The organism is Candidatus Tisiphia endosymbiont of Mystacides longicornis, from assembly GCF_964031095.1.
Classification (GTDB): Bacteria; Pseudomonadota; Alphaproteobacteria; order Rickettsiales; family Rickettsiaceae; genus Tisiphia.
On record NZ_OZ035004.1, the window covers coordinates 23,220 to 35,629 of the forward strand.

Genomic DNA, 12,410 nt, shown 5'->3' on the forward strand with positions numbered 1-12,410 from the left:
GAATTAGATGACATTATATGGTATAAATAAGAGAAAAAATGTCAACAAGCCCATATAGTAAAGATTTAAGAAAAAAAGTAATAAGTTATATAGAAAAAGGTAATAGTCAAAGAGCGGCTGCCAAGATATTCGATATACATAAAAATACAATTAGTCGCTGGAACGTAAGGAAGAGAAAGGAAGGAACGATATTAGCAAAAGCTAGAGTAGGTTTTAAAAGTAAAGTTGATAAGCAAAAGTTAGCAAATTTTGTAAGAAATAATCCAAATATGAGATTACAAGATATTGGTAAAGAGTTTGGAATTGCGAGGTCTCAAACTGGAAGGATATTAAAACAGCTAGGTTTTAGTTATAAAAAAAAACCTTTACCTACATGGAGTCAAGTGTAGACAGACGAGCTGAATATTTAGAAGAGATCAATAAATATGATAAAGGGCAAATAGTGCATATTGATGAAAGCGGTATAGATACAGGTATTTGCCAAGATAGAGGCTGGAGTAAAACAGGAGAATTACTGATTGGAAAGAAGAGTGGGAAACACTATCAAAGAACTAATATCATAGCTGGCTTGGTAAACAATCAATCAATAGCTCCTTTTGTTTTTAATGGAACGTGCAATACAGAGTTATTTAATAATTGGGTTGAGAAGTTTTTAATTAAAGAGTTAAAAGCAGGACAAGTTGTAGTGATGGATAATGCTAGTTTCCATAAATCAAAGAAAACAAAGGAATTAATAGAATCAGTTGGTTGCAAGCTTATTTTTTTACCGCCATATTCACCAGACTTAAATCCCATAGAGAAGTTTTGGGCTAATATGAAACGATGGATTAAAAATAAGGTAACAGAAACCAGCAAATTATTTGAAATTATTACTATGTTCTTTGTCACCTAATTTTATGGGTTTAACTATATAACGGTGTAGAGGAATATAGTGCACCAAGAAACATATGGGAATTGTTTACTGACCCTATGCAAGCTAAAGAGTTAATGGTGTCAGATTATCAATTAGTAGATTTACAGAGTATGTCGGATGATGAGATAGTTCAGCAGAAGCATTTAGGAATGATGAGCTATGTCATGAAGCATATACATCAAAGAGATATGCTTAAATTGTGGGAGGAGTTTTTAAGAAGGTTTAAGCTAGAAGTGTTATACCAAATCACTATCTATTTAATAATATAGATGCTATAGTGTGTTATTTAAGATGGCTTTGTTGCATGAATCGGAATTTGGAGTAAATCGAGTTTTTGAATAAATAAAAAAAGCAGTGGAAATAGTAAAGTTAAGGAGTTAAGATATCCTCTTTTTTTAAGGTAAATATGCCGAACAAACACCAATATCCTTATCGTCATAAATTTGCCCGAGCTAAATACAAAATCAGTAATTCACGTGAGTACGATCAATCATTAAAAAATCGTGGTAGTCTAATAATTTGGTTTTCAGGGGAAGCGGTAGCAAAATGGAATAATCCCGTATCCGTACATAAGAAGCGGGGCGGTCAAGCGATCTATTCCGATCTTGCTATTGAGACATGCGTGAGGCTTGGATTAGTATACAAACAGCATTTACGGCAAACCGAAGGTTTTGTAGAATCAATTATAAAACTGCTGAATCTCGAGCTCAAAACGCCTGATTATACTACTATTTCAAGAAGAACAAAAAAACTTAAAGTGTCACGGCACCGTAGGGCAAATCGTGATCCCGTAACGCTTTGCGTCGATAGTACCGGTATAAAGATTTACGGCGAGCAGGAGTGGCAGGAAGAAAAATACGCACTGAAAGCAAGGAAATCGTGGAGAAAGCTTCATATCGCTGTTGATGAAAACGGATATATTGCAAGCTCTGAATTAACGACTCACAATATTAGTGATTGTGCTACGATAGGCACATTACTTGAGGAAATTGATAGTCCAATAGATACCGTACTAGCTGACGGAGCATATGACCAACCCTCTACATACAAAGCATTAATCGCCCATCAGAATCAACATGGTAATGAAATTCCTATAAAAGCAGTAGTACCGCCAAACTTAGGGTTCAGAGCAGAAATGCCCGATGACTCTAAATTAAGATTAGACAATATTCGTCTTATGGAACAAGGACGAAAGCGATGGCAAAAACATACCAACTACGGCAGGCGAGCCAAAGCAGAAAACGCTATCTACCGTTACAAATCAATTATAGGAAACAAATTAAAATCTAGAACTTTTTTAAACCAAAAAACCGAAAGTAAAGTAGCTGCTAATATTCTTAATATCATGACAAAACTCGGCATGCCGGATACCAAAAAATTTGCCTGATTTTTGACAAAAATTAAACAACACTTTCAAAATCTGATTCATGCAACAAAGCCCATTAAGATTACCTCTTGTAATATTTCTTGAACCATACACACTCATGACCTCTTTTTTATTTAATCACATTTATATCATAAATTACAAGCCCTACTATCTTTTTGTCAAAACTTGAGTTAAATGTATCATGACTTTTTTCAACAGAACCTGTAGAGTTTTACACATCATGGCTACATTTCTTTTCATGTTCAGCATAGTAGGTTAAACTATAATTCTTTTGGCTAACTGTGGGTTAAATTACAGAAACGGGGCAAAAGCGAACTAGGAGTCGGAATTGCTGTTAATTTCTTCTCTGTTATAGAAAAATATCCTGCAATAATTTATCTTACTCAAATGCTTTATCCCTGCAGGATGATCATGTTTTACGCATTTATATTTTGGTATATCTAATCGTGTAATAATAAGTAAATATTTTTCTCATTCATATAATCTACCATAGTTAAGTTGGTACTAGAGGCTTATACACTGGTTCTGTCGCATCTATAATTGAAGATTTGCTTGAAGCAACAAAACTGAGATTTTGGACGTTATGCAGCCATTAACATTTTAAAATTTTCGAAAGTAGAAAGATTGTCATTAGATCCGATTAATTGTCCTTTTTGAATTATGCGAATATTTTCAATACCGGTAATAGTAATTTTTGCTGAACGAAAGCTCTTAAAGCCTAGCATTGGCTTCGTTCGTTTCTTAATAAATCTATGATCCTGCTCAACAATATTATTGAGATATTTGACTTGTCGTACCTCAATTTGCTTATCTTTAGCAAGCTCTTTGTTGGCGGCTTTGAGAGCAGAAATATTACTACCGCTTTTATCGATAGTTACCTTCTCCGGATGACCGTTATATTTAAAAGCCTTACGGAAGAATGCTTTAGCAGCCACAGCATCTCTGTGTTTCCTAAGCAAAAACTCTATGGTATTACCTAGTAAATCAACGGCTCTATATAAATAGACCTAAGCACCGTTTATTTTGATATATGTTTCATCCATCCTCCAGCTATTACCCACAGGCTTTTTACGTTTCCTTATAGCCGTATCTATCAGCGGCACAAACTTTATTACCCATCTTTGCAGAGTAGCATGATCTATTTTAGCCCCTCTAATGCTAGCCATTTCTTCTAAATCTCGGTAGCTTAGAGAAAACCTACATTTCATATAGACAAAGAGCATTATTATCTCGGGAGATGAACAAAATCCTTTAAAGTACTTGAGTAATTTCGGAGAAATATAAAGCGGCATTCAAATATTTTTTAAGCCTTTATAGCAGCTTTAAAGATCACTGGCAATAGATGCGACAGAACCTAGAACAATTGGCTTATTATCTATCATGCAATATCCAGGTTAGGTAGACACGGCGGTCTGATGAATAAAAGTTAATGATATTGTAATAATAAAGTTTTTGCAAAAAGTATAGAAATGACGTAAGAATCTCTAAATAAGATAATTATTTTTAGGGATATTGATGTTAAAAGAAAAAGAATTTGTCAAGAGTTTTGCAGAACATTTTTGCGATATTAAAGAACATAGACAAGAGAGTAAAATAGCCTATCCGTTAATAGAATTATTGTTTTTAGCGGTAGTAGCGGTTGCAGCAAGGGCAGAGAGTTGGGAAGAAATTGAAGAATTTGGTAAAGCTCATATTGATACTTTAAGAGAATATTTACCCTTTAAAAATGGCACTCCTAGTGATTGTACTATTAGAAGTTTTATTACTAGATGTGATTCTAAGCAATTAAATAATGTGTTAATAAAATATTTTAATCATGATTTAAACGAGAAACATTATGCAATAGATGGTAAGACGCTTAGAGGTTCAAAATGTAAAGATAGTAGAGCATTGCATTTTTTAAATGTCTATGCAGTTGAATCAGGGGTCACTTTATTTGGTCAAGCAATTGATAGCAAAGACAATGAAATCACAGCTATTCCAGAAGCAATAGAATGTTTAGATATTAAAAATGCAATAGTTACTATTGATGCCATGGGGTGTCAAAAAAACATAGCCAAACAGATTGTAGAAAAAGAAGCTGACTATATTTTAGGGTTAAAGATGAATCATCCTGGATTGTATAATGAGGTTGAAAAGTTCTTTGAGTCAGATGTAGCTAGGTTTCTAGAAACAGATGTAGCAGAAACTTATGATAAAGGACATGGTAGAGTTGAAGAAAGAAAATGCTGTGTAATACGTGATGTTAAAAAAATATTTGGTTATGAGCAATGGGCTGGTTTGAATTGTGTTATTCAAGTAAAAAGAAAAGTAGTTGAAAAAAATAAAGTATCAGAATCAGTAAATTATTATATTAGTAGTTCTAATAATTCCGCTGAAGCGATGTTAAAAAGCATAAGGTCTCATTGGGGAATTGAATCTATGCATTGGGTACTCGATGTGGTATTTAATGAAGATGCGAGCAGCATACGTCAAGGCAATGCTCCTGCAAATATGGCTATTATCCGAAGGTTTGTATTGAATATTTTAAATAGAATAAAGACCAAAAGAGAGACCAAACCAAAAATGATGCTTACTATGGGTTGGTCATCAAATAACTTAAAGCGTTTTATTAATGCCTTAATACAATTTAACTAATTGTTCATCAGGTCGCCGTGGTTAGGTAGAAGCAAAGGTGGTTTTAGTACTAAAATTCATGCCCTCGTTGACATTGGGTAACCCACTGAAGTTTACACTAACTGCTGGGCAAAGAAATGATATCACTCAGGCTGAAAATCTTACTAGGAGCATTAAATTCTTGTTGTCTTCATCTTATCCTTACCAACATATATGGGATAGTGTTATGAAAAAATTAGCTATAGAATAAGCTAATATGGTACTGTCCCCGGTACAATAAAAAATGGGGGTAAGGGAGGATTCTATCTTAAATCAGAAAAATTGCATATTTAGACATAATTTAAGTGAAAATTAACATATCCATGACCACTTATAAGCGATATTGCCATTTTATTTTTTTAAATACCACCCTCATGCAATATCCAGGTTAGGGTTCAGAGCAGAAATGCCCGATGACTCTAAATTAAGATTAGACAATATTCGTCTTATGGAACAAGGACGAAAGCGATGGCAAAAACATACCAACTACGGCAGGCGAGCCAAAGCAGAAAACGCTATCTACCGTTACAAATCAATTATAGGAAACAAATTAAAATCTAGAACTTTTTTAAACCAAAAAACCGAAAGTAAAGTAGCTGCTAATATTCTTAATATCATGACAAAACTCGGCATGCCGGATACCAAAAAATTTGCCTGATTTTTGACAAAAATTAAACAACACTTTCAAAATCTGATTCATGCAACAAAGCAATTAAAAAGAGGCACAAGTCCAGAGGATATTTGCTAATAGATAACGTTAATTGTTAAATTTAGTATACTAATCCTTTATATAGTAATAATTACTCTTAGCTACACGAAAAGCAATATACATCTGTTTTGACTTTCAAGAGTTGCTTTCCAAATGTTCTAATCCATTTGAGAATAATAACATTACTAAAATTTAAAATTCTACCTATAGGGGGCCATCGTTGGATCTATTACTTGACATAATCTATAAACAGGTATTATAATAGCTAAATATTCCATATATAGATAGCATTATGTCTGTAAAAAGGTTATTAAACCTAAGTTTACCTCAAGACCAATCAGCTTTCCTTTGGGGGGCAAGAAAAACTGGCAAAACAACATTTTTGCATCAAAGATTTCCAAATGCAATTTTTATTGATTTTTTACAAAGCGAAGTTTTTGCTAAATATTCATTGAATCCACACTATATTCGCTCAGAGATTCTTGCAATTCCAGAAGACAAAAGGAATGGTATGATTTTTGTCATCGATGAAGTGCAAAAAATACCTCAAGTACTTAATGAAATTCATTGGATGATAGAAAACATAAAGGGAATAAGTTTTATACTTTGTGGTTCTAGCTCAAGAAAACTAAAATCATCTGGAGCTAATTTGCTTGGAGGGAGAGCATGGAGATATCAAATGTTTCCTTTTTGTTACCCAGAACTTAAAGAATTAAATTGGAATAGGATTTTTAATAGAGGGTTAATACCAGAACATTATGGTTCCGAATTTGCCTTAAAATCACTGTCTGCTTATGTATATGACTATTTAATTAATGAAGTGCAATTAGAGGCAAACATTCGAAAACGTGAACCGTTTATTAGATTTTTGGATGTACTTACCTTAAGCCATACTGAGATGATTAATTTTACTAATATTGCTAGAGATTGCGGAGTTAATAAAGCAACAGTAAAAAGTTACTTCGAGATTTTAGAAGACATGTATATAGGATATTTTTTGCACCCTTATACCAAACGTAAAAACAGGCAAATTGTAACACAAATACCAAAATTTTATTTGTTTGATACTGGAGTTGCCAACTATTTATCTAAATATACTTTCAGTGGATTTCATACATCTGATTCTGGGAAAGCTTTTGAGCATTATATTTTTCTTGAACTCAAAGCATACCAAACCATGAGTGAAACTAGAGATGAGTTATTTTATTACCGAGATTCAGAAGGGCATGAAGTAGACTTTATATTCAGGGATCAAGCTTTTGAAGTTAAAACTAGACAAAATATAACATCCAAAGATATAAGGGGACTTCTTTTATTTGGGAAAGATTATAGAGCAAAACTTAATGTCATATGTACTGTTGATAAAAAAAGAATAGAAACTTTTGGAACCCAAAGTGTAACAATTTGGCCAGTACAAGAATTTCTTGAATCTTTATGGTCAAATAGCTTATTTTAACCAGAATGTCGGATAAGCAGAACCCATTACTGAGCTCTACTCTCCTAAGAACGCAGCGTACCAGTTTCCAAGTACTGCGCTCAAGCATCTATAAGGCCTTGGTAGACCCGGTTACTACTGTGTACAAGGGGTGATACTCTCTTATATTCCTCGCGTTTTTGAAAATATTCAAATGTTACAAAACGCGGACATTTTAGAATGTTATTGACAATGACAAAATAATTGCTTGCCTAAGAAGAAAACTTAGTGTATATTACCCCAGCAATTTAAAACCGTTTAATACGGTTTTAAATTATTAACACATTAAACTTGAGGTTTTACATGAATTTAACTAATTTTCTTATCTGGCTCTCTCCTCTATTAAATAACATTGCCTCTGCTTATAGGCTTTGTTGCATGAATCAGATTTTGAAAGTGTTGTTTAATTTTTGTCAAAAATCAGGCAAATTTTTTGGTATCCGGCATGCCGAGTTTTGTCATGATATTAAGAATATTAGCAGCTACTTTACTTTCGGTTTTTTGGTTTAAAAAAGTTCTAGATTTTAATTTGTTTCCTATAATTGATTTGTAACGGTAGATAGCGTTTTCTGCTTTGGCTCGCCTGCCGTAGTTGGTATGTTTTTGCCATCGCTTTCGTCCTTGTTCCATAAGACGAATATTGTCTAATCTTAATTTAGAGTCATCGGGCATTTCTGCTCTGAACCCTAAGTTTGGCGGTACTACTGCTTTTATAGGAATTTCATTACCATGTTGATTCTGATGGGCGATTAATGCTTTGTATGTAGAGGGTTGGTCATATGCTCCGTCAGCTAGTACGGTATCTATTGGACTATCAATTTCCTCAAGTAATGTGCCTATCGTAGCACAATCACTAATATTGTGAGTCGTTAATTCAGAGCTTGCAATATATCCGTTTTCATCAACAGCGATATGAAGCTTTCTCCACGATTTCCTTGCTTTCAGTGCGTATTTTTCTTCCTGCCACTCCTGCTCGCCGTAAATCTTTATACCGGTACTATCGACGCAAAGCGTTACAGGATCACGATTTGCCCTACGGTGCCGTGACACTTTAAGTTTTTTTGTTCTTCTTGAAATAGTAGTATAATCAGGCGTTTTGAGCTCGAGATTCAGCAGTTTTATAATTGATTCTACAAAACCTTCGGTTTGCCGTAAATGCTGTTTGTATACTAATTGAGCTCGAGATTCAGCAGTTTTATAATTGATTCTACAAAACCTTCGGTTTGCCGTAAATGCTGTTTGTATACTAATCCAAGCCTCACGCATGTCTCAATAGCAAGATCGGAATAGATCGCTTGACCGCCCCGCTTCTTATGTACGGATACGGGATTATTCCATTTTGCTACCGCTTCCCCTGAAAACCAAATTATTAGACTACCACGATTTTTTAATGATTGATCGTACTCACGTGAATTACTGATTTTGTATTTAGCTCGGGCAAATTTATGACGATAAGGATATTGGTGTTTGTTCGGCATATTTACCTTAAAAAAAGAGGATATCTTAACTCCTTAACTTTACTATTTCCACTGCTTTTTTTATTTATTCAAAAACTCGATTTACTCCAAATTCCGATTCATGCAACAAAGCCCATAAGAAGCGGGGCGGTCAAGCGATCTATTCCGATCTTGCTATTGAGACATGCGTGAGGCTTGGATTAGTATACAAACAGCATTTACGGCAAACCGAAGGTTTTGTAGGGCTTTGTTGCATGAATCAGATTTTGAAAGTGTTGTTTAATTTTTGTCAAAAATCAGGCAAATTTTTTGGTATCCGGCATGCCGAGTTTTGTCATGATATTAAGAATATTAGCAGCTACTTTACTTTCGGTTTTTTGGTTTAAAAAAGTTCTAGATTTTAATTTGTTTCCTATAATTGATTTGTAACGGTAGATAGCGTTTTCTGCTTTGGCTCGCCTGCCGTAGTTGGTATGTTTTTGCCATCGCTTTCGTCCTTGTTCCATAAGACGAATATTGTCTAATCTTAATTTAGAGTCATCGGGCATTTCTGCTCTGAACCCTAAGTTTGGCGGTACTACTGCTTTTATAGGAATTTCATTACCATGTTGATTCTGATGGGCGATTAATGCTTTGTATGTAGAGGGTTGGTCATATGCTCCGTCAGCTAGTACGGTATCTATTGGACTATCAATTTCCTCAAGTAATGTGCCTATCGTAGCACAATCACTAATATTGTGAGTCGTTAATTCAGAGCTTGCAATATATCCGTTTTCATCAACAGCGATATGAAGCTTTCTCCACGATTTCCTTGCTTTCAGTGCGTATTTTTCTTCCTGCCACTCCTGCTCGCCGTAAATCTTTATACCGGTACTATCGACGCAAAGCGTTACGGGATCACGATTTGCCCTACGGTGCCGTGACACTTTAAGTTTTTTTGTTCTTCTTGAAATAGTAGTATAATCAGGCGTTTTGAGCTCGAGATTCAGCAGTTTTATAATTGATTCTACAAAACCTTCGGTTTGCCGTAAATGCTGTTTGTATACTAATCCAAGCCTCACGCATGTCTCAATAGCAAGATCGGAATAGATCGCTTGACCGCCCCGCTTCTTATGTACGGATACGGGATTATTCCATTTTGCTACCGCTTCCCCTGAAAACCAAATTATTAGACTACCACGATTTTTTAATGATTGATCGTACTCACGTGAATTACTGATTTTGTATTTAGCTCGGGCAAATTTATGACGATAAGGATATTGGTGTTTGTTCGGCATATTTACCTTAAAAAAAGAGGATATCTTAACTCCTTAACTTTACTATTTCCACTGCTTTTTTTATTTATTCAAAAACTCGATTTACTCCAAATTCCGATTCATGCAACAAAGCCTATCTATTGGACTATCAATTTCCTCAAGTAATGTGCCTATCGTAGCACAATCACTAATATTGTGAGTCGTTAATTCAGAGCTTGCAATATATCCGTTTTCATCAACAGCGATATGAAGCTTTCTCCACGATTTCCTTGCTTTCAGTGCGTATTTTTCTTCCTGCCACTCCTGCTCGCCGTAAATCTTTATACCGGTACTATCGACGCAAAGCGTTACGGGATCACGATTTGCCCTACGGTGCCGTGACACTTTAAGTTTTTTTGTTCTTCTTGAAATAGTAGTATAATCAGGCGTTTTGAGCTCGAGATTCAGCAGTTTTATAATTGATTCTACAAAACCTTCGGTTTGCCGTAAATGCTGTTTGTATACTAATCCAAGCCTCACGCATGTCTCAATAGCAAGATCGGAATAGATCGCTTGACCGCCCCGCTTCTTATGTACGGATACGGGATTATTCCATTTTGCTACCGCTTCCCCTGAAAACCAAATTATTAGACTACCACGATTTTTTAATGATTGATCGTACTCACGTGAATTACTGATTTTGTATTTAGCTCGGGCAAATTTATGACGATAAGGATATTGGTGTTTGTTCGGCATATTTACCTTAAAAAAAGAGGATATCTTAACTCCTTAACTTTACTATTTCCACTGCTTTTTTTATTTATTCAAAAACTCGATTTACTCCAAATTCCGATTCATGCAACAAAGCCATAAATTTGCCCGAGCTAAATACAAAATCAGTAATTCACGTGAGTACGATCAATCATTAAAAAATCGTGGTAGTCTAATAATTTGGTTTTCAGGGGAAGCGGTAGCAAAATGGAATAATCCCGTATCCGTACATAAGAAGCGGGGCGGTCAAGCGATCTATTCCGATCTTGCTATTGAGACATGCGTGAGGCTTGGATTAGTATACAAACAGCATTTACGGCAAACCGAAGGTTTTGTAGAATCAATTATAAAACTGCTGAATCTCGAGCTCAAAACGCCTGATTATACTACTATTTCAAGAAGAACAAAAAAACTTAAAGTGTCACGGCACCGTAGGGCAAATCGTGATCCCGTAACGCTTTGCGTCGATAGTACCGGTATAAAGATTTACGGCGAGCAGGAGTGGCAGGAAGAAAAATACGCACTGAAAGCAAGGAAATCGTGGAGAAAGCTTCATATCGCTGTTGATGAAAACGGATATATTGCAAGCTCTGAATTAACGACTCACAATATTAGTGATTGTGCTACGATAGGCACATTACTTGAGGAAATTGATAGTCCAATAGATACCGTACTAGCTGACGGAGCATATGACCAACCCTCTACATACAAAGCATTAATCGCCCATCAGAATCAACATGGTAATGAAATTCCTATAAAAGCAGTAGTACCGCCAAACTTAGGGTTCAGAGCAGAAATGCCCGATGACTCTAAATTAAGATTAGACAATATTCGTCTTATGGAACAAGGACGAAAGCGATGGCAAAAACATACCAACTACGGCAGGCGAGCCAAAGCAGAAAACGCTATCTACCGTTACAAATCAATTATAGGAAACAAATTAAAATCTAGAACTTTTTTAAACCAAAAAACCGAAAGTAAAGTAGCTGCTAATATTCTTAATATCATGACAAAACTCGGCATGCCGGATACCAAAAAATTTGCCTGATTTTTGACAAAAATTAAACAACACTTTCAAAATCTGATTCATGCAACAAAGCCCTGAGGAGATACATAGATGTTTTATAGATAAAGTGAGCACTCATTTTTTTGCACCAACTAATCGATCAAAAATTAATCTTATTAATGAAGGAGTACCAATTGATAAAATTTGGGTAGTAGGTAATACATCCATAGATGCAGTAAGACTTATAAATAAAAAATTATGTGGATTAAAACCAGATTATAAAACTAAATTTATCTTAGTTACAATTCATAGAAGAGAAAACTATGGCGAACCACTAAAAGAAGTATGTAATGCTTTACGTAATATTGCGAAACAATTTCTAGATATAAACATAATGTTCTGTTTACACCCCAATCCTTCTATAAGTGAACATGTAAAAACATTATTATCAAATATAAGTAATATTAATTTAATTTCACCAATAAATCATATATCATTTATTAAGCTTCTAAAAGAATGTCTTTTTGTAATAACTGATTCTGGGGGCATACAAGAAGAAGTAACATTTATTGGAAAGCCTGTACTTATTGTTAGAGATAATACTGAAAGACCAGAAGTAATTGAAAATAACACAGCTATATTAGTAGGAACAAAAGCAGTTGATATTATAAATATCTGTAATAGATTATTAAAAAATCCGGATTTGCTAGCTGTAATGTCAAAAATATGTTTTCCTTATGGAGATGGTTACGCAGCAGAGAAAATAGTTAATATCTTAGAACAAGAATTAAAAAAGAACTAAT

Annotated in this window: 14 protein-coding genes and 2 pseudogenes; 11 read left to right on the forward strand and 5 right to left on the reverse strand. The window is 34.6% G+C overall.

From position 1 onward, the window contains the following. The first annotated feature begins 38 nt into the window (after positions 1–38). The 4 genes from ACQH6S_RS00140 to ACQH6S_RS00155 all read left to right on the forward strand — a co-directional run bounded on the left by ACQH6S_RS00140 (position 39) and on the right by ACQH6S_RS00155 (position 2,300). On the forward strand, positions 39–389 hold the full coding sequence (locus tag ACQH6S_RS00140; RefSeq protein WP_425360020.1) for an IS630 transposase-related protein: 351 nt from the start codon (positions 39–41) through the stop codon (positions 387–389). Continuing rightward, complete coding sequence (locus ACQH6S_RS00145; protein ID WP_425360021.1) at positions 374–892, forward strand: IS630 family transposase; 519 nt, start codon at positions 374–376, stop codon at positions 890–892. Before ACQH6S_RS00140 ends, ACQH6S_RS00145 begins: the two co-directional genes overlap by 16 nt. Positions 893–954: 62 nt before the next feature. Next, positions 955–1,182: an Rpn family recombination-promoting nuclease/putative transposase gene (locus tag ACQH6S_RS00150; protein WP_425364576.1), complete on the forward strand. Its 228-nt coding sequence runs from the start codon at positions 955–957 to the stop codon at positions 1,180–1,182. A gap of 137 nt (positions 1,183–1,319) precedes the next feature. Continuing rightward, a complete protein-coding gene (locus ACQH6S_RS00155) occupies positions 1,320–2,300 on the forward strand; it encodes an IS5 family transposase (RefSeq protein WP_094649552.1) in 981 nt (326 codons plus the stop codon). A gap of 581 nt (positions 2,301–2,881) precedes the next feature. Here ACQH6S_RS00155 and ACQH6S_RS00160 read toward each other — a convergent pair. Beyond that, positions 2,882–3,592: pseudogene (locus ACQH6S_RS00160) on the reverse strand (IS6 family transposase). A gap of 223 nt (positions 3,593–3,815) precedes the next feature. Between ACQH6S_RS00160 and ACQH6S_RS00165 the strand changes: the two are divergent. From ACQH6S_RS00165 to ACQH6S_RS00180, 4 genes and pseudogenes are all read left to right on the forward strand, one after another. After that, positions 3,816–4,937 carry an ISAs1 family transposase gene (locus tag ACQH6S_RS00165; protein WP_425364493.1) on the forward strand — a complete coding sequence of 374 codons (1,122 nt, stop codon included), beginning with the start codon at positions 3,816–3,818 and terminating at the stop codon, positions 4,935–4,937. A 21-nt stretch (positions 4,938–4,958) separates the two neighbouring features. Continuing rightward, positions 4,959–5,085 (forward strand): annotated as a pseudogene (locus ACQH6S_RS00170) (IS5/IS1182 family transposase); the annotation flags it as partial. 213 nt (positions 5,086–5,298) lie between these two features. Next, the gene (locus ACQH6S_RS00175; protein ID WP_425364577.1) at positions 5,299–5,613 is read left to right on the forward strand and encodes a hypothetical protein; all 315 of its coding nucleotides are present in this window, start codon (positions 5,299–5,301) and stop codon (positions 5,611–5,613) included. Between the two features lie 343 nt (positions 5,614–5,956). Continuing rightward, positions 5,957–7,120 carry an ATP-binding protein gene (locus tag ACQH6S_RS00180; protein ID WP_425360638.1) on the forward strand — a complete coding sequence of 388 codons (1,164 nt, stop codon included), beginning with the start codon at positions 5,957–5,959 and terminating at the stop codon, positions 7,118–7,120. A 438-nt stretch (positions 7,121–7,558) separates the two neighbouring features. Here the strand turns inward: ACQH6S_RS00180 and ACQH6S_RS00185 are convergent, their stop codons facing one another. After that, complete coding sequence (locus ACQH6S_RS00185; protein WP_425364578.1) at positions 7,559–8,404, reverse strand: IS5 family transposase; 846 nt, start codon at positions 8,402–8,404, stop codon at positions 7,559–7,561. Then, on the reverse strand, positions 8,308–8,616 hold the full coding sequence (locus ACQH6S_RS00190) for a transposase (RefSeq protein ID WP_425364579.1): 309 nt from the start codon (positions 8,614–8,616) through the stop codon (positions 8,308–8,310). The genes ACQH6S_RS00185 and ACQH6S_RS00190 overlap by 97 nt, the downstream gene beginning before the upstream one ends. A gap of 155 nt (positions 8,617–8,771) precedes the next feature. Between ACQH6S_RS00190 and ACQH6S_RS00195 the strand changes: the two genes are divergently transcribed. Continuing rightward, positions 8,772–8,981, forward strand: a complete 210-nt coding sequence (locus ACQH6S_RS00195; RefSeq protein ID WP_425364724.1) for a hypothetical protein — start codon at positions 8,772–8,774, stop codon at positions 8,979–8,981. On the opposite strand, the gene ACQH6S_RS00200 is transcribed toward ACQH6S_RS00195, so the two are convergent. Together ACQH6S_RS00200 and ACQH6S_RS00205 are read right to left on the reverse strand one after the other, a co-directional pair. Continuing rightward, positions 8,892–9,872 (reverse strand): IS5 family transposase, encoded by a 981-nt coding sequence (locus ACQH6S_RS00200; RefSeq protein WP_094649552.1) that lies wholly within the window; start codon positions 9,870–9,872, stop codon positions 8,892–8,894. The two genes, ACQH6S_RS00195 and ACQH6S_RS00200, sit on opposite strands and share 90 nt — an antisense overlap. 81 nt (positions 9,873–9,953) lie before the next feature. Next, positions 9,954–10,586, reverse strand: coding sequence for an IS5 family transposase (locus ACQH6S_RS00205; protein WP_425364580.1), 633 nt, complete (start codon positions 10,584–10,586; stop codon positions 9,954–9,956). Positions 10,587–10,686: 100 nt separating this feature from the next. Here ACQH6S_RS00205 and ACQH6S_RS00210 point away from each other — a divergent pair, with 100 nt between their 5' ends. Both ACQH6S_RS00210 and wecB read left to right on the forward strand, forming a co-directional pair. Beyond that, the gene (locus tag ACQH6S_RS00210; protein WP_425364581.1) at positions 10,687–11,649 is read left to right on the forward strand and encodes an IS5 family transposase; all 963 of its coding nucleotides are present in this window, start codon (positions 10,687–10,689) and stop codon (positions 11,647–11,649) included. A 40-nt stretch (positions 11,650–11,689) separates the two neighbouring features. Then, positions 11,690–12,409, forward strand: a complete 720-nt coding sequence (gene wecB, locus ACQH6S_RS00215; RefSeq protein WP_425364582.1) for a non-hydrolyzing UDP-N-acetylglucosamine 2-epimerase — start codon at positions 11,690–11,692, stop codon at positions 12,407–12,409. The last annotated feature ends 1 nt before the right edge of the window (position 12,410 follow it).